The sequence below is a fragment of the Streptomyces sp. NPDC055140 genome (assembly GCF_053607285.1).
In genome coordinates, this window is record NZ_JBSGTG010000008.1 from 171,176 (window position 1) to 188,411 (window position 17,236).

The following is a 17,236-nucleotide window of genomic DNA, read 5'->3' on the forward strand; positions in this document are numbered from 1 at the left end:
TGTAACCGAACCCCCCGGAGCCCGGAGGCATAGCCCGTGTCCCTCGACGACCCGCTCTCCCGCGAGCGCGCCCACCTCACGTCGTCCCGTGCCGCCCTGCGCGCCATGCGCGAGGACGTGGAATCCCTCGACATCGCCGACGTCACCGCGAACTGGGTGAACGCCGCCGTTCTGCAGCGCCAGATCGACGACCGGATCAAGGCCCTGGCCGATCTGTCGCACACCCCCTTGTTCTTCGGGCGGCTCGACTACCTGCACGCCCCCGGCGCCGACCAGGCCGAAGGGGCCGAGGGGGAGCGGTTCTACATCGGGCGGCGGCATGTTCATGACGCGGTGGGCGATCCGATGGTCATCGACTGGCGCGCCCCCGTCTCGCAGCCCTTCTACCGCGCCTCGAAGAAGGACCCGATGGACGTCGGGCTGCGGCGGCGGTTCGGTTACACGGGCGGGGATCTCACCGCGTACGAGGACGAGCGGCTGTCCGACCCCGCCGAGGACGAGGTCGTGAGCGCGCTGCTCCAGGCCGAGATCGAGCGGCCCCGCGTCGGACCGATGCGCGACATCGTCGCCACCATCCAGCCCGAGCAGGACGAGATCGTGCGCAGCGGGCTCTCGGGGTCCGTGTGCGTCCAGGGAGGGCCCGGGACCGGGAAGACCGCCGTCGGCCTCCACCGTGTCGCCTACCTGCTCTACGCCCACCGCGAGCGGCTGGCTCGGACCGGGACCCTCGTCATCGGGCCGAACCGGTCCTTCCTCCACTACATCGAGCAAGTCCTCCCTGCTCTGGGCGAGTTGGAGGTCAAGCAGGCCACGGTCGACGACCTCGTCGCCCATGTGGAGGTGCGAGGAGCCGACAGTGCGGACGCCGCCGTGGTCAAGGGTGACGTGCGGATGGCCGAGGTGCTGCGGCGGGCCGTGCGCTCGCACATCACGCTGCCGGTGGAGCCCGTGGTGGTCGTGCGCGGGTCCCGGCGCTGGCGCGTGCCCGCCTATGAACTCGAGGAGATCGTGCGGGAGTTGATGGCTCGGGACATGCGGTACGGCGCCGCCCGCGACGCCCTTCCGCAGCGCATCGCCCACGCCGTTCTCGTACAGATGGAGCGGTCGGGCGAAGCCCCCGACGACCGCGTGCAGGACTCCGTGGCCAGGAACGCGGCCGTCAAGGCCGCCGTGAAGGTCCTGTGGCCCGCCGTCGATCCCGCGAAGCTCGTGCTGCGGCTGCTGTCCGACACCGAGTTCCTCGCCGAGCACGCGGAGGGTCTGCTCAGCGAGGACGAGCAGAAGTGCGTGCTGTGGGAGCGGCCGGCGCGCAGCGTGCGGGCCGCCAAGTGGTCCTCGGCCGACGCCGTGCTGATCGACGAGGTCACCGACCTCGTCGCCCGTACGCACTCCCTCGGGCATGTGGTGCTCGACGAGGCGCAGGACCTCTCGCCCATGCAGTACCGGGCCGTCGGGCGGCGCTGCACCACCGGGTCCGCCACCGTCCTCGGTGACCTCGCGCAGGGCACGACGCCCTGGGCCACGCGCAGCTGGGCCGAGGCGCTGCGGCATCTGGGCAAGGAGGAGGCCGTGGTCGAGGAGCTGACCGTCGGATTCCGCGTGCCGCGCGACGTCATCGCGTACGCGTCCCGGCTGCTGCCCCACATCGCGCCCGGCCTCGCGCCCGTCTCTTCCGTCCGTGAGAACCCCGGCGCCTTCGAGGTCCGGGAGGCGGCGAACGGGGCCGAAGACGTGGTCGCCGCGTGCGCGGAGGCGCTGGAGCGGGAGGGGTCCGTGGGCCTCATCGCCGCCGACGCCCGCATCCCGGCCCTGGCCGCGGCCCTCGCCGACGCCGGGCTCACCTACCTGGGCCCCGGCGAGGAGACCACCGCGCAGACCCGCCTCACCCTCGTGCCGGCCTCGCTCGCGAAGGGCCTCGAATACGACTACGTGGTCCTCGACGAGCCCGCCGCCGTGGTCGACGGCGAACCCGACGAGCGGACCGGACTGCGTCGCCTGTACGTGGCGCTGACCCGAGCCGTCTCCGGGTTGGTCGTGGTCCACGCCGCGGAGCTGCCGGAGCAGCTCGGGGGAGCGCTGTAGGGGCCCTACAGCCCCGCGTCGACCGCTTCCCGCCACGTGCGGACCGCGTCCGTCGACACCGGGGCCGTCCAGCCGTGGGGGCGGGCCGCGCCGCCGATGTGGAAGGCGTCGATGCCCGCCGCTTTCAGGCGCGGCAGATGGTCGAGGCGGAGGCCGCCGCCGACCAGGATCCGCTGTTCGTAACCCGGTTCGCCCGAGCGGGCCGCCTCCGCCGCCAGGACGTCGAGCCCGGCGTCCACGCCGTCCGGCGAACCGGCCGTCAGATACGTGTCGAGGCCCGGCGCGTGCGCGAGCTGCTTGCGCAGGGCGTCGCGGTCCGCGGCCCGGTCGATCGCGCGGTGGAAGGTCCAGCGGCAGCCGTCCAGCTCCGCCGTGATCCGTTCGACCGCCGCGAGGTCGGGGCCGCCCGCCGGGTCGAGGAAGCCGAGCACGAACTCGTCGGCCCCCTCCGCGCGCAGCCCGCGCGCGGTCTCGGCCAGCGCGTCCAGGTCGCCCGCCGCAAAACCGTCCGTGAGCCGGATCATGACCCGCAGCGAGATGCCGACGGCCGCGCGGATCCGGCCGAACGTCTCGCGCGACGGGGTGAGCCCGTCCGCCGCCATGTCGGTGACCAGCTCAAGCCGGTCGGCCCCTCCTGCCTGGGCCGCGACGGCGTCCTCGGCGCCGAGCGCGATCACCTCCAGGACTGCACGCTTGCTCATGGGACCCCTTTGTCGGTTACGAAGGCGGGTGCGGATGCGGTGGCGGCCGGGCCCCCGGGCCCGTTGTCACAACAGGTCCTAGAGGTCTAGTCCAATAGGTCAGCCTACGCGCAGACGGCCCGCGCCGACAGGTGATCAGTGGCCGTGCTCCTTCGGATGATCACCTGCGCTCCGCCCGGCGTGCACCGTGAATTCCGCCGTCCGCACGGTGCCGTTGTGCTTGAAGTCCAGGAAGAGGCGGTACGTCCCGTTGCTGGGCGCCGTCGCAGTGAACGACACCTCCGGCCCCGGCCCGCCCTTGTTCGGGTGCACGTGGAGGTACGCGAGGTCGCCGGAGCGCAGGGCGACCAGGTGCCCGTACGAGCCGAGGTAGGGCTGGAGGTCGGTGACCGGCTTCCCGTTCCTCGCGACGCTCAGGGTCAGCTCGCTCGCCGATCCCGCGCCGAGGCCGCCGCCCAGCCGCACCTCGTAGCCGTCGCCGGCGTCGGCGGTCCGGGAGGCCGCCGGAAGGTCCCGGGGTGCGTACTCTCCGTCGACCGCCAGGTCCGCCCCGAGGGTGAGGCCCTCCTTCTCCGCCTGCGGGGTGAAGTCGGCGAAGACGCGGTAACCGCCCGCCTTCGGCAGCTCGACCGGCGTCTTCCAGGTGCCGTCGGCCGCGCGGGCCGGATGCAGATGGCGGTAGACCGTGAGGTCCCGCGAGGCCACGATCAGGTGCAGCTGCTTGCCGTGCTCCGTCCTGTACGCGGTGACCTTGCGGCCCGTTTCGTCCTTGGTGACCGCGAAACTCAGCTCGGTGCGCTCGCCGGCGGCCGCGATGTGCCGGGTCCGCAGGTCGAGCGTGTAGCCGCGCTCGGAGATCTGCAGCCCGTCCGGGACGGCGGCGGCCCCGGCGGCCGATGTGCCGTGGCCGGCGTGCCCGTCCTGGGTTTCCTCCGCTTCCTTCGCATGTCCTCCCTTCGTGTGCCCTGCCGTCCTCTGTTCGCCCGCGGCGACGGGGTCCACGCCCCTGCCCACCCCGTACGCGGTGCCGAAGGTCGCGGCGACGGCGGCTGCGAAGGCGGTGATCTTCAGTCCGGTCTTCATGACGGCTCCTGGTGTGCGGACGGTGTCGATGCTCGGTGGCTGATAGCTCGACCATACCCCTGGGGGGTATGAAGTCAAGCGGTGGGAACGCTTGCGTCAGATACCCCCTATGGGTATAGATTGGATCTCGTGAGCGATACCCACCCCGGGTACCGGAGCAGACCGCAACCGAGGAGGCCTCATGTCGGCGCATCCAGCCGCCACCGCGCCCTCCGCCGCCCCGGCGGCAGAGGTGGAACTCGCCATCGGCGGCATGACCTGTGCCTCGTGCGCCGCCCGGATCGAGAAGAAGCTGAACCGCATGGACGGCGTGGAGGCGACCGTCAACTACGCGACGGAGAAGGCGAAGGTCGCCTTCGCCGACGGGGTGGCGGTGGCCGACCTGATCGCCACGGTCGAGGCCACCGGGTACACGGCCCAGGAGCCGCCCCGGACCGTCGGGGAAAAGGCGGAGGAAGCGGAGTCGGACGCGGCGGCCGACCCGCTCGCGCCGCTCCGGCAGCGACTGGTCACCGCCGTCGTGCTCGCCGTGCCCGTCGTGGCGATGGCGATGATCCCCGCCCTCCAGTTCGAGTACTGGCAGTGGCTGTCCCTCACGCTCACGGCGCCCGTCGTGACGTACGCGGCCTGGCCCTTCCACAAGGCCGCCTTCACCAACGCGCGGCACGGCGCCGCGACCATGGACACCCTCATCTCCGTCGGCACGTCGGCCGCGTTCCTCTGGTCGGTGTGGGCGCTCTTCTTCGGAACCGCCGGCACGCCCGGCATGACGCACGCCTTCGAGCTGACCATCGCCCGCAGCGACGGTGCCGGGAACATCTACCTGGAGGCCGCCGCCGGAGTCACCGCCTTCATCCTCGCCGGGCGTTACTTCGAGGCCAGGTCCAAGCGGAAGGCCGGTGCGGCACTCAAGGCGCTGCTCGAACTCGGCGCCAAGAACGTCACGCTGGTGCGCGCGGACAGACGTGAAGAGAACGTCCCCGTAAGCGAGTTGAAGGTCGGTGGCCGGTTCCTCGTGCGGCCCGGCGAGAAGATCGCCACCGACGGGGCCGTGGTCGAGGGCGCGTCCGCCGTGGACGCCTCGACGCTGACCGGCGAGTCCGTGCCCGTGGAGGTCGCCGTCGGGGACGCCGTCACCGGCGCGACGCTGAACGTCGGCGGACGCCTCGTCGTCGAGGCCACCCGCGTCGGCGCCGACACCCAACTCGCCCGTATGGCACGCCTCGTGGAGGACGCGCAGAACGGCAAGGCGGCGGCGCAGCGCCTCGCCGACAGGATCTCCGCCGTGTTCGTGCCGGTCGTCATCGGGCTCGCGCTGGCCACGCTCGGGTTCTGGCTCGGCAACGGCGCCGGGATCACCGCCGCCTTCACCGCGGCCGTCGCCGTCCTCATCATCGCCTGCCCCTGCGCCCTGGGCCTCGCCACACCGACGGCGCTGATGGTCGGCACGGGGCGCGGCGCGCAGCTCGGCATCCTCATCAAGGGCCCCGAGGTCCTGGAGACCACGCGCGCGGTCGACACGATCGTCCTGGACAAGACCGGAACGGTCACGACCGGCCGGATGACGCTGCTCGCCACGCACGTGGCGGACGGCACGGACACGGGTGAAGTCCTGCGTGTCGCGGGGGCGTTGGAGCACTCCTCGGAGCACCCGATCGCGAGGGCGATCGCCGACGGGGCCCGCGAGAAGGTGGGCGAGCTCGGCGTCGTCGAGGACTTCGCCAACCTTCCCGGGCTCGGCGTGCAGGGCATCGTGGACGGCCACGCCGTACTCGTCGGCCGCGTGAAGCTGTTGGGCGAGTGGGAGATCCGGCTGCCGGCGGAGCTGGAGCGGGCCGGGGCGGAGGCCGAGGCGGCGGGGCGTACGGCCGTCGCGGTGGCCTGGGACGGGGAGGCCAGGGCCGTCCTCGAAGTCGCGGACGCGGTGAAGGAGACCAGCGCGGAGGCGGTACGGCGACTGCGGGGCCTGGGCCTGACGCCCATCCTCCTCACCGGCGACAACGAAGCCGTGGCGCGCTCGGTGGCCGCCGAGGTGGGCATCGACGAGGTGATCGCGGAGGTCATGCCGCAGGACAAGGTCGACGTGGTCAAGAGGCTTCAGGGCGAAGGGCGTTCCGTGGCCATGGTCGGCGACGGCGTCAACGACGCGGCGGCCCTGGCGCAGGCCGACCTGGGGCTCGCGATGGGTACGGGCACGGACGCGGCGATAGAGGCCGGCGACCTGACGCTGGTCCGCGGCGACCTGAGGGCGGCGGCCGACGCGATCCGCCTGTCCCGGCGGACGCTGGGGACCATCCGCACCAACCTGTTCTGGGCGTTCGCCTACAACGTCGGCGCGCTGCCGCTGGCCGCGGCGGGCCTGCTGAACCCGATGATCGCGGGCGCGGCGATGGCGTTCTCATCGGTGTTCGTCGTGGGCAACAGCCTGCGGCTGAGGAACTTCAGGCCGCAGGCGTAGGAGCAAGCAAGCAGGGCCCGTCCCCACACGGTGGACGGGCCCTCACCCTTGACCGTTCAGCTGCCCTGCCCGCCCGCGAGGAGTTCGTCGGCGTCGATGATGCGGTACGCGTAGCCCTGCTCGGCGAGGAAGCGCTGGCGGTGGGCCGCGAAGTCCTGGTCGATGGTGTCGCGGGCGACGACGGAGTAGAAGCGGGCCTCGTGCCCGTCGGCCTTCGGGCGCAGGACCCGGCCGAGGCGCTGGGCCTCCTCCTGCCGGGACCCGAAGGTGCCGGACACCTGGATCGCGACCGTGGCCTCGGGCAGGTCGATGGAGAAGTTGGCGACCTTGGACACGACGAGGACGGAGATCTCGCCGTTGCGGAACGCGTCGAAGAGCTTCTCGCGCTGGGCGTTGCTGGTCTCGCCCTTGATTACAGGGGCGTCCAGATGCTCGCCGAGCTCGTCGAGCTGGTCGATGTACTGCCCGATGACGAGGGTCTGCTCGCCCTGGTGCTTACGCACGAGGGCCTCCGTCACCTTCCGCTTGGTCGCCGTCGTGGCGCAGAAGCGGTACTTCTCCTCGGCCTCCGCGGTCGCGTAGGCGAGCCGCTCGCTGTCGGTGAGATTGACGCGCACCTCGACACAGTCGGCGGGGGCGATGTAGCCCTGGGCCTCGATCTCCTTCCACGGAGCGTCGAAGCGCTTGGGCCCGATCAGCGAGAAGACGTCCGACTCGCGCCCGTCCTCACGCACCAGCGTCGCGGTGAGGCCGAGGCGCCGCCGGGCCTGGAGGTCGGCGGTGAACTTGAAGACGGGCGCGGGCAGCAGATGCACCTCGTCATAGATCACGAGCCCCCAGTCGCGGGAGTCGAAGAGCTCCAGATGCGGATAGATGCCCTTCCGCTTCGTGGTCAGGACCTGATACGTGGCGATGGTGACGGGCCGGATCTCCTTCTTCGTCCCGCTGTACTCGCCGATCTCGTCCTCGGTCAGGCTCGTCCGCTTGACCAGCTCGTGCTTCCACTGCCGGGCCGAGACCGTGTTGGTGACGAGGATGAGCGTCGTCGCCTTGGCCTCGGCCATCGCGCCGGCGCCCACGAGCGTCTTACCGGCGCCGCAGGGCAGCACGACCACGCCGGACCCGCCGTGCCAGAAGCCCTCGACGGCCTGCTTCTGGTACGGGCGCAGCGCCCAGCCGTCCTCCGCGAGATCGATCTGGTGCGCCTCGCCGTCCACGTAACCGGCGAGGTCCTCGGCGGGCCAGCCCAGCTTGAGGAGCGTCTGCTTGATCTGGCCGCGCTCCGAGGGATGCACGGCGACGGAGTCGGCGTCGATGCGGGTGCCGACCAGCGGGGCCACGCGCTTGGAGCGGAGGATCTCCTCGAGCACCGGCCGGTCCGTGGTGGTCAGGACGAGGCCGTGCGCCGGGTGCTTGGACAGCGTGAGACGCCCGTACCGGTCCATGGTCTCGGCGATGTCGACCAGGAGCGCGTGCGGGACGGGGTAGCGGCTGTACTCGACGAGGGCGTCCACGACCTGCTCGGCGTCGTGGCCGGCGGCCCGCGCGTTCCACAGCCCCAGCGGCGTCAGCCGGTAGGTGTGGATGTGCTCCGGGGCGCGCTCCAGCTCGGCGAAGGGCGCGATGGCGCGACGGCAGGCGTCGGCCTGTTCGTGGTCGACCTCCAGGAGCAGCGTCTTGTCACTCTGGACGATGAGCGGTCCGTTCACGTCTATCCCTTCCACCGCGCTCCGCGAGGCGCGGGGCCAAACGTCCAGTGTGCCGCATGGCGCGTACGAACCGCGTACGGTCGGTCGCCGCCGGGACGTGGGGGCACGGACCCCGGCGTCAGGCCTCGGCCTCCAGCTCGGCCACCCCGGTCACCCGGTGCAGCGGATACGTCCGGACCTCGTCCGCGGTGTGGTCGTACGCGGTGACGAAGCCGCCCTCCACCCGGATCGGGGCGATGACGCGCTGGCTGGCGGAGCCCTCCGCGTTCACATAGCCGATCCACACGGCCTCACCGGTCAGGACGGCCGCCTGCATCGTGGCCAGTGTGTCCGCCGCGCTGGTGCGGGGAAGCGCCCCGCTCTGCTCGCCCGGCGCGTGCTTGCGCGGGGTCGTGGAGGCGACGTCACCCGCGCGGATCGCGCGCACGGCGGCGGTCAGGAGCGTGCCGTCCGGAACCGGCGGCCCCTCCGGGACGGGCTCGGGGGCGCTGCGCGGCGGAGTGCGGTGGGCGTGGGCGCGGGTGATCAGCACATCGCCCTCGGGACTCTCCGCGGCGGGCGCGAACCCCATCTGACGCAGGCCCTCCAGGAGCGCCGCGGGATCGGCCTGCGCGGCGAGGACGGTCGGCGCGAGCCGTCGCAGGCGCAGGCCGGCCGAGCGCTTGTCGGCGAGGATCTCGCCCAGGAGCAGGTCGTCGTCGCAGCGCACATATGCGGAGGCCGCACCGATGCGCAGATGCCCGTGCTTACGGGCCACGTCGTCGATGAGGTACGCGAGGGGCTGAGGCACGGGCGTACGGGAGTGCGTGTTCAGGAAGTCGTGCAGGTCGGAGGCTGTGCGCCCGGAGTCGAGGGCGCGCCGTACGGACCCGGGCGTGAACCGGAAGACGGTCGCCCCGCCCTTGGACTCGACGTCGGCGAGGACGGAGAGCGCCTCGGCGAGCGGCCGTTCCAGAGGGCCGGGGGCGACGGCGGTCAGGTCGGCCTGAAGAAGGACATGGTCCAGCGGCTCGGGCAGCAGCGGCGCGAGCAGAGCGACAGCGGCCGCCTCCGCCCAAGTGGCAGCACCGCCCCCGCCGTCAAGAAGCGTCCGCCCGTGCTCGGACAGGGCACCCCGCCCGGTGACGCCGAGCAGCTCCGCCTCCGTGAGGGTCCACCGGGCGATGCGGGCGCGCAGGTCGTCGGAGTCACCGGCGTCGTCGGAGGCGGCGGCGGCGCCGCGCAGGGGCCGCTCCCAGCGGAGCCGGGCGAGCAGGGTCCCGGGGTCCGGGGAGGCGCCCTCGGGGAGCTCGGAGAGGAGCGCGAGCACGCGGCGGCGGACCTCGGGAGCGGCGGAGCGGTCGAGGTGCGGCCCGAGCGCGGAGAAGGTGCGCCCGGCGGCGGCCACGGCGACGGCGCCGTCGCGCCCGCCGATCAGGCCGGACGTGCGGGTGGCGGGGAGCCAGGCGGCGACGAGCCGGACCCAGCGCTCGGCGGCGGGCTGCTCCAGCCAGTTGTCGTAGGCGGGCGTCGCTGCGTACTGCTCGTCGGCCTCGCCGTCGGAGGCGATGAGCCCGGCGGCGTAGGCGAGTTCGACCCAGAACGCGGCGAGGGGCTCGGTGGTGTCGAGGGCGGCGGCGGTGCGCTTGAGGTCCCGCACGCTGAGCCCGCCGGCCCGGAGGACGGTGGGCCCGCCCTCGTCCCAGTCCTTGAGGAGTTCCTCGACGGTGGCGAGCGCGGTGTAGGCCTGCCCGGCGGCGGTCGCGTTCACGACGGCGGCCCGGTGGGTGGCGGCCGGGTCGACGGCGGGAGGCACGGGTTCCAGGGCGCGGTGGGCGCGTCCGCCGCGCAGATGGAGGGCGGCCTCGCGGGGCAGGACGACGGTTCCGGGAGCCGTGGGCAGCAGGAGGCCGCGGTCGAGGAGCCAGCGCAGATGGGCGGCGGGTTCGGCGGTGACCTGGCCGTAGGGCGGGCCCCAGACGAGCCGGGAGAGGACCTCGACGGCGTCCGCGGGCGCTTCGTCGAGGAGGGCCGACATGCGGGGCCGCTCGGTGAAGAGCGCGGTCAGCGAGGCGACGGCGGAGACCGGGTCGTGCGTGGAGGGAAGGCCCGCGGCCGTCACGATCTCCTGGACGCGGCCGGGGGACATGCCCGCGGTGGCCTCGGCGACCGTCGGGCCCAGACCCGTCGGGGAGGGCCGCTGGGGCGCGGGGGCGAGCAGCTCACGGGCGGTGCGCACGAGGCGGAGCCGGTCGTCGGGCCCCCAGATCAGGGCCTGTTCGCGCAGGGCGGCGACGGCGTGCGGCAGGGCCGCGGAGACCGTACGGGCGTCCACGCCCGCGTCGTCCCCTTCGTCGCCGGCGAGCAGGGCCAGGAGCGTGCCGTACGTGGTGGGTTCCGGGGCGACGGCCAGGGCTTCCGCGGTCTGGAGCGTGAAGCGGTCCAGGTGTTCGAGCGCGCGGATCACGGAGGCGCGGGTGCCCGCGCGGCTGGCCAGCTGGGTGAGGTCGCTCGGGACGGGGTTGAGCAGATCGGGGCGGGCGCGCAGGAGTGCGCCGAGGGAGGCGTCGTCGCGGGCGCGCAACGCCTCGGCGAGGGACCGGGGGGCCGTACTCCCCGCCCCGCTCCCGTCCTCGGCGGCGCGGTCCGGCTCGTGAGTGCTCATCCGGGCCACGGTAGCGCCTGACCGGCCCGGCGGGCGGCGGCCCCGCTGGGCCCGGAAGAGGCCCCCGGTGCCGGGCCGGGCACGGTAACGTCGTAAAACGGGTGAACGAACCGTCAACACCACCACCCCGGAGGGGACTTCGTGGGGATCGAGAGCGATCAGCTCGTCTTCGACTATCTGAGCCGGGTCGGCGACCTGGCCCAGCAGCGTCAGTTGCCCTCCGGCACCAGGATGCGTCTGGTGTCGGAGCTGCGCAACGAGATCGAGGCGCGGCGCGCGAAGACGACGGTGGACAGTCCGGCGGCGGTGCGCCGGATCCTGGAACGCCTCGGCTCGCCGGACGAGGTGGTCATGGGCGCGGGCCGCGGTCCGGCGCAGCCGGAGGGGCCGCGGGCGGCGGTGCCCGTGCAGCGGTCGAAGGAGCAGCGGCCCAAGGAGCCGCGCCCGAAGGGCTTGCGGCGGATCGTGCCGGGCCCGCGCGCGGAGCCGCAGGAGGACGAGGAGCCGTGGGACGCGCCGTCGCCGCCGCACCTGGCGGGGACGGACGAGCTGGGGGAGCCGGGTTCGGAGCCGGACTGGTGGCGGGTGGACAGCAGCCCGTTCGGAGTCGCGGACAGTGTGCCGGGGTTCGTGGGTGGCGTGGAGATCCCGGAGATACTCAGGCCGCCGGGCAAGGACGACCCGCGACTGCCCAGGGCACGCAGGGCCGAGGCCGACACGGAGGAAGAACTCCCGGACAGCGAACCGGAGACGGGAACGGAGAAGGGCACGGAGAGGGCGTCCGGAGGGCGCCGCCTCCCGTCCTTGCCCGGCTGGTCGAACCCGCTGCTGCTGCTCGCCGCCGTGCTCCTGGTCGCCGGCGCGGTCATGGGCAACTGGTTCGCGCTGGGCCTCGGCTGGATCATCGCGTACGCGTCGCGGCGGCTGAGCGAGGGCGAGTCGAAGGTGGCCGTGCTGTGGCTGCCGGGGCTTGCGGTGACGGCCGGGCTCGTGTGGCTGTGGGGCCGTAACACCGGGCGGTGGGGCGAGCCGATCGCGGACGGGCGGATGAGCGACGCGATCGGTACGACGTGGCCGTGGGTGGTGCGGGGTGCGGCCGTCGCCTCCGCGCTCTTCGTGGTGTGGAGATCGCAGCGGCAACGGCCGTAAGGGAGGAGCCTGTTACGCGGTCAGGTCCTTCTGGAACTCGTCGAGGATCTGGTGTGCGGCGGTGTAGCCGATGCCCGCGATCCACAGGTTGTCGTCGACCTCGAAGACCTTGCCGTCCTTGGACGCCTTGAGGCTCTTCCACAGGCCGCTCTTCATCGTCCCGGTCGCCTTGGCCTTGCCCGGGTCGCCGTAGGTCGAGGTGAAGACGACGTCCGCGTCGGCGAGGTCGATCTTCTCGGGGCTCACGTCGTACGAGAACCCGTCCTTGGCCTTGTCGGTGATGGCGGGGCGGCCCACGCCGAGGTCGCCGAGGATCGAGCCGATGTAGTTCTGCTTCCCGTAGATGCGGATGTCGGCGCCTTCGACGAAGCGGACGAAGTTGATGTCCGTCGCGGCGGCCTTCTCCTTGCCGCCGATCGCGGTGGTCACCTTCGAGACGTGCGCGTCGTAGTCGGCGACGACCTTCTTCGCCTCGGCCTTCCGGCCGAGCGCGTCGGCGTGGACCTGGAAGTTCTCCTTCCAGGTGGTGCCGGTGGACTCCGTCATCACGGTCGGGGCGATGGCGCTGAGCTGCTTGTAGCGCGCGCCGTCGCGGACCTTGCTGGTGAGGATGAGGTCGGGCTTGAGGGCGGCGACGGCCTCCAGGTCGGGGTTGGCGATCTCGCCGACCTCCTTGATGCCCTTCACCTCGTCTCCGGGCAGGTAGGAGGGGAAGCCCTCCTCCGTCGCCGCGTGGGTCGCGCCGACGGGCTTCACGCCGAGGGTGAGCGCGGAGTCGAGCTCGCCGGTGTCCAGGACGACGACGCGGGTGGGGTGTTCGGGCACCTTCACGTCACCCATCGCCGTACTGACGGTGTGCGTCTTCGCGGATGTCGAGGCGGCGGCGTCGGAGCCGGAGTCCCCGTCGGACGAGCCGCAGGCGGTCAGGGCCAGGGCGCCGGTCAGGGCGAGCGCTCCGGCGGTCAGGGCGGGGCGGGCGCTGCGGGTCATGAAGCTGCCTCTCGGGAAAGGGAGCCGGACGGGGCGCCGGGCCGGGCGCCGGCCTGCCAGGGCGCGCCGGGGACGATCAGCGGGGAGCCGGTCACCGGGTCGGGGACGACCACGCAGTCCAGGCCGAACACCTCCCGTACGAGATCGGCCGTGACGACCTCGGCGGGCGGGCCCTCGGCGACGATGCGGCCGGACTTCATGGCGACGAGATGGTCGGCGTAGCGCGCCGCCTGGTTGAGGTCGTGCAGGACGAGGACGACGGTGCGGTCCTTGTCGTGGTTCAACTGGCGCACGAGGTCGAGGACTTCGACCTGGTGAGCGATGTCGAGATACGTCGTCGGCTCGTCCAGGAGCAGCAGTTCGGTCTCCTGCGCGAGCGCCATGGCGATCCAGACGCGCTGGCGCTGGCCGCCGGAGAGCTCGTCGACGGAGCGGTCGGCGAGGGCCGCGACGTCGGTGCGTTCCATGGCCTCGGTGACGGCGCGCTCGTCGGCGTCGGACCACTGCTGCCACCAGTGCTGGTGGGGCTGGCGGCCGCGGGCCACGAGGTCGGCGACGGTGATCGCCTCGGGCGCCACGGGCGTCTGCGGCAGCAGCCCGATCTGCTGGGCGATCTTCTTGGTGGGCAGCTTGGTGAGGGCTTCGCCGTCGAGGAGCACGGAGCCGCTCCTCGGCTTGAGGAGCCGGCCGAGAGCGCGCAGCGTGGTCGACTTGCCGCAGGCGTTGGGTCCGACGATGACGGTGACGCGGCCGTCGGGGACGACGAGGTCGAGGTCGTGGACGACGGTGCGGTCCTCGTAGGCGAGGGTGAGCGCCCTGGTGCTGAGCCGGGTCACCGGTTTCCTCCCGTGCGGCTGCGGATGATGAGCCAGATCAGGTACGGCGCCCCGACGGCGGCCGTGAGGACACCCACCGGGAGTTCGGTGGGGGAGAACAGGCGCCGGGCCAGCAGGTCGGCCACGACGACGATGAACGCGCCCAGGAGCGCCGAGCACAGGAGCGGGATCTGGGCGGTGCGGGTCACGCGGCGGGCGATCTGCGGGGCCAGGAGCGCGACGAAGTCGACGGGTCCGGCGGCGCCGGTCGCGACGGACGCGAGGACGACGCCGAGCAGCACGAGGCCGAGGCGTACGCGGCCGAGGCGTACGCCGAGCGCGGTCGCCGTGTCGTCGTCCAGGGAGACGGTGCGCTGGGCGCGCGCGGCCCAGGCGACGAACGGGACGAGGACGAGGAGGGTCCAGCCGAGCGGGGCGGCCTCCGCCCAGCCGCGGCCGTTGAGGGAGCCCGTCATCCAGATCTGGGCCTGCTGGGCCACGAGGTAGTCGCCCTTCGTCATGAACAGCGTCGTCACCGACCGCAGCGCGATGGCGAAGCCGATGCCGATGAGGACGAAGCGCGTCGCGTGCAGTCCGCCGAGCCAGGCGAAGGCGTACACGAGGAGCGCGGCGAGGAGGCCGCCGAGTACGGAGAGGTAGGGCAGGACCGCGTACGACGTGACGCCGAACGTCATGGCGCCGACGGTGAGCGCGCTCGCGCCCTGGCTGATGCCGATGATGTCGGGGGACGCCAGCGGGTTGCGGGCGACGGTCTGGATGAGCGCGCCCGCGACGCCGAACGCGGCGCCGACGAGGAGCCCGACGACCATGCGGGGGGCGCGCAGCGTGCCGACGACGAGTTCGTCCGGGGACGGCCGGCCGATGATGACCTTGAGGACTTCGGCGGGGGCGATGAAGGACTCGCCGACGCAGAGATAGGCGAGGCAGGCGGCCGCGAGAAGGACCACGAGGGAAGCGGCGGCGACGGCGGCCCTGCGGTGCAGGAGGAAGGCGGCGCCGCCCGCCCGGACGACGGAGTACCCGGCGGGGCGGACCCGGGGCGCGGTGGTCGTACTCATGCGGGGACCGCCTTGCGCCGGACCAGGGTGACGAGGAACGGGACGCCGATCAGCGCGGTCATCACGCCCGCGGGCACCTCGCTCGGCGGGAAGACGACGCGGCCCACGGTGTCGGAGACGAGAAGCATGACGGGGCCGATGAGGGCCGCCATCGGCAGGACCCAGCGGTGGTCGCTGCCCACGACGGCCCGGGCTATGTGCGGAACGGCCAGGCCGATGAAGGCGATCGGTCCCGCGGCGGCCACGCCGACGCCGGTGAGGACGGTCGCGCCGAGGCCGCCGACGATCCGTACGGTCGCGACCCGCTGCCCGAGTCCCTTGGCGACGTCCTCGCCGAGCGCGAGCGCGTCGAGGCCGCGGGCGACGGACAGCACGAGGAGTACGCCGACGACGAGGAACGGCCAGATCTGGCCCACGATGTGGGCGTCCCGGCCGGACAGCGAGCCCACCTGCCAGAACCTGAACTCGTCCATGGCGGACGCCTTCGTGGTGAGGACGGCCGTGGTGACGGAGACCAGGAGCGCGTTGATCGCGGCGCCCCCGAGCGCGAGTTTCACCGGCGTCGCGCCGCCGCGCCCGCTGGAGGCGATGGCGTAGACGGCGACGGAGGCGAGCGCCGCGCCCGCGAACGCGAACCAGACGTAGCCGGTGAGCGTGTGGATGCCGGCGAAGGCGATCGCGAGGACGACGCCGACGGACGCGCCCTGGCTGATGCCGAGGATTCCGGGGTCGGCGATGGGGTTGCGGGTGATGCCCTGCAGGACGGTCCCGGCGAGGGCGAGCGCGGCGCCGACCATCAGGCCGACGAGCGTGCGCGGCAGCCGCAGGCCCCTGACGACCTCGGCGTCGTCGCTGTGGCCGCCGTGCACGAGCGCGTCGAGGACCGCGGACGGGGCGATCGCGCGGGCGCCCACGGCGAGGCTGAGCAGGACCGCGAGAACGAGGGCCACGAGCGCGGCCGCCGTCCAGACGATGCGTCGCCGCGCGGCGGGGGCGGCTGAGATCTGACCCATGGACCAATCCGAGGTTGGTAAGGCTTAGCTAAGCGGCAATCGTACGCCCAGGCACAATGGCCCTCATGGGTGCATACGAGAGCGCGAACGGATCAGCCGCGGGACCGACGGTCGGCTTCGACCTCGACATGACGCTGATCGACTCACGGCCGGGGATCAGGGACACCTGGCTGGAACTCGCCGACCGTACGGGCGCGCAGCTCGACGCCGATCTCATCGTGACCCGGCTCGGCCCGCCGCTGGAGCAGGAACTCGCGTACTGGTTCCCCGAGGAGCGGATCCCGGAGATGGCCGACCTGTACCGGGAGCTCTACCCGGCGCACGCCATCACCGGGACGTACGCGATGGCGGGCGTGCACGAGGCCGTCGCCGCGGTGCACGCGGCGGGCGGCAGGGCGATCGTCGTCACGGCGAAGTACGAGCCCAACGCGAAGCTCCACCTCGAACACCTGGACATCGCCGCCGACGAGGTCATCGGCAACCTGTGGGCCGAGGGCAAGGCGACCGCGCTGCGCGAGCACGGCGCGTCCGTGTACGTCGGTGACCACACCGGTGACGTGCGCGGCGCCCGCACCGCCGACGCGCTGTCCGTGGCGGTCACGACGGGGCCGTGCGACGCGACGGAGCTGCGCGAGGCCGGCGCGGACGTCGTGCTCGCGGATCTGACGGAGTTCCCCGCCTGGCTGGAGCGCTACGTCGCCGAGCGGGCCTGACGGCGCTGCACGGCGATCCCGCGCAGCACTCCGGCCGCGGAGATCAGGAAGCCGACGCCCATCAGCATGCACACCGCGTAGGCGATGGGCGGGAACGGGTCGGTTCCGAGGAACAGGGGGGCCATCGTGGCCAGGGTGGCCAGGGCTCCGACGATGAAGACGATGCCGCCGGCCTTGACGAGGCGGTCGCCGGGGCCGGCGGAATTCGCTTGGGTTTTGTCACGCACCCGACCAGGGTAGTTCCCAGCGCGAAGGAACAATCCGGGTTCCTCGGGCCGTCTTGTCACGGGCTCCTGGGCCATTAGCCTGGTGCCGGCGGGTCGGGCGGCCCGCTGCAGTGCTATCCAGAGCCGTTTCCAGCGCCGTTCTTCATCGCACGAAACGGCATGACGAGTACGAGGACGAGGACTTCACGTGCCTACCGGCAAGGTCAAGTGGTTCAACAGCGAGAAGGGCTTCGGCTTTCTCTCCCGCGACGACGGCGGCGACGTCTTCGTGCATTCCTCCGTACTCCCGGCCGGCGTGGACGCTCTCAAGCCGGGCCAGCGTGTCGAGTTCGGCGTCGTCGCGGGACAGCGCGGCGACCAGGCGCTCTCCGTGACCATCCTCGACCCGACCCCGTCCGTGGCAGCGGCACAGCGCCGCAAGCCGGACGAACTCGCATCGATCGTCCAGGACTTGACGACGCTCCTCGAGAACATCACGCCGATGCTGGAAAAGGGCCGCTACCCGGACAAGGCCTCCGGCGCGAAGATCGCGGGCCTGCTGCGAGCGGTGGCCGACCAACTGGACGTCTGACC

General features: G+C 72.6%; 14 protein-coding genes. 5 read left to right on the forward strand and 9 right to left on the reverse strand.

Annotated features, from left to right (window positions below):
- Nucleotides 1-36: 36 nt before the first annotated feature.
- Nucleotides 37-2,082, forward strand: coding sequence for a HelD family protein (locus tag ACWFR4_RS17935; RefSeq protein ID WP_453455846.1), 2,046 nt, complete (start codon nucleotides 37-39; stop codon nucleotides 2,080-2,082).
- A gap of 5 nt (nucleotides 2,083-2,087) precedes the next feature.
- On the opposite strand, the gene ACWFR4_RS17940 is transcribed toward ACWFR4_RS17935, so the two are convergent.
- A complete protein-coding gene (locus tag ACWFR4_RS17940) occupies nucleotides 2,088-2,783 on the reverse strand; it encodes a copper homeostasis protein CutC (RefSeq protein WP_453653197.1) in 696 nt (231 codons plus the stop codon).
- A 135-nt stretch (nucleotides 2,784-2,918) separates the two neighbouring features.
- The gene (locus ACWFR4_RS17945) at nucleotides 2,919-3,866 is read right to left on the reverse strand and encodes a hypothetical protein (protein ID WP_453653199.1); all 948 of its coding nucleotides are present in this window, start codon (nucleotides 3,864-3,866) and stop codon (nucleotides 2,919-2,921) included.
- 181 nt (nucleotides 3,867-4,047) lie between these two features.
- Here ACWFR4_RS17945 and ACWFR4_RS17950 point away from each other — a divergent pair, with 181 nt between their 5' ends.
- Nucleotides 4,048-6,324 carry a heavy metal translocating P-type ATPase gene (locus ACWFR4_RS17950; RefSeq protein ID WP_453653201.1) on the forward strand — a complete coding sequence of 759 codons (2,277 nt, stop codon included), beginning with the start codon at nucleotides 4,048-4,050 and terminating at the stop codon, nucleotides 6,322-6,324.
- 56 nt (nucleotides 6,325-6,380) lie between these two features.
- Here the strand turns inward: ACWFR4_RS17950 and ACWFR4_RS17955 are convergent, their stop codons facing one another.
- Both ACWFR4_RS17955 and ACWFR4_RS17960 read right to left on the reverse strand, forming a co-directional pair.
- A complete protein-coding gene (locus ACWFR4_RS17955) occupies nucleotides 6,381-8,033 on the reverse strand; it encodes a DNA repair helicase XPB (RefSeq protein ID WP_453653203.1) in 1,653 nt (550 codons plus the stop codon).
- A 118-nt stretch (nucleotides 8,034-8,151) separates the two neighbouring features.
- Nucleotides 8,152-10,677, reverse strand: a complete 2,526-nt coding sequence (locus tag ACWFR4_RS17960) for a helicase C-terminal domain-containing protein (protein WP_453455831.1) — start codon at nucleotides 10,675-10,677, stop codon at nucleotides 8,152-8,154.
- 141 nt (nucleotides 10,678-10,818) lie between these two features.
- On the opposite strand from ACWFR4_RS17960, the gene ACWFR4_RS17965 reads away from it, so the two are divergent.
- Entirely contained in the window at nucleotides 10,819-11,826 is a 1,008-nt protein-coding gene (locus tag ACWFR4_RS17965; RefSeq protein WP_453653205.1) for a hypothetical protein, read from the forward strand.
- A 12-nt stretch (nucleotides 11,827-11,838) separates the two neighbouring features.
- Here ACWFR4_RS17965 and ACWFR4_RS17970 read toward each other — a convergent pair whose 3' ends face one another.
- From ACWFR4_RS17970 to ACWFR4_RS17985, 4 genes are read right to left on the reverse strand one after another with little or no spacing between them, the layout of a single operon-like run.
- Complete coding sequence (locus ACWFR4_RS17970) at nucleotides 11,839-12,816, reverse strand: ABC transporter substrate-binding protein (RefSeq protein WP_453653207.1); 978 nt, start codon at nucleotides 12,814-12,816, stop codon at nucleotides 11,839-11,841.
- Complete coding sequence (locus tag ACWFR4_RS17975) at nucleotides 12,813-13,652, reverse strand: ABC transporter ATP-binding protein (RefSeq protein ID WP_453653209.1); 840 nt, start codon at nucleotides 13,650-13,652, stop codon at nucleotides 12,813-12,815. The genes ACWFR4_RS17970 and ACWFR4_RS17975 overlap by 4 nt, the downstream gene beginning before the upstream one ends.
- Nucleotides 13,649-14,710, reverse strand: a complete 1,062-nt coding sequence (locus ACWFR4_RS17980) for a FecCD family ABC transporter permease (RefSeq protein ID WP_453653211.1) — start codon at nucleotides 14,708-14,710, stop codon at nucleotides 13,649-13,651. Before ACWFR4_RS17980 ends, ACWFR4_RS17975 begins: the two co-directional genes overlap by 4 nt.
- Nucleotides 14,707-15,723, reverse strand: a complete 1,017-nt coding sequence (locus tag ACWFR4_RS17985; protein ID WP_453455818.1) for a FecCD family ABC transporter permease — start codon at nucleotides 15,721-15,723, stop codon at nucleotides 14,707-14,709. The genes ACWFR4_RS17980 and ACWFR4_RS17985 overlap by 4 nt, the downstream gene beginning before the upstream one ends.
- Before the next feature lie 65 nt (nucleotides 15,724-15,788).
- On the opposite strand from ACWFR4_RS17985, the gene ACWFR4_RS17990 reads away from it, so the two are divergent.
- On the forward strand, nucleotides 15,789-16,436 hold the full coding sequence (locus tag ACWFR4_RS17990) for an HAD family hydrolase (RefSeq protein WP_453455815.1): 648 nt from the start codon (nucleotides 15,789-15,791) through the stop codon (nucleotides 16,434-16,436).
- Here ACWFR4_RS17990 and ACWFR4_RS17995 read toward each other — a convergent pair.
- Complete coding sequence (locus ACWFR4_RS17995; RefSeq protein ID WP_453653213.1) at nucleotides 16,415-16,663, reverse strand: hypothetical protein; 249 nt, start codon at nucleotides 16,661-16,663, stop codon at nucleotides 16,415-16,417. The genes ACWFR4_RS17990 and ACWFR4_RS17995 overlap by 22 nt on opposite strands.
- A 187-nt stretch (nucleotides 16,664-16,850) precedes the next feature.
- Here ACWFR4_RS17995 and ACWFR4_RS18000 point away from each other — a divergent pair, with 187 nt between their 5' ends.
- Complete coding sequence (locus ACWFR4_RS18000; RefSeq protein ID WP_116512381.1) at nucleotides 16,851-17,234, forward strand: cold-shock protein; 384 nt, start codon at nucleotides 16,851-16,853, stop codon at nucleotides 17,232-17,234.
- The last annotated feature ends 2 nt before the right edge of the window (nucleotides 17,235-17,236 follow it).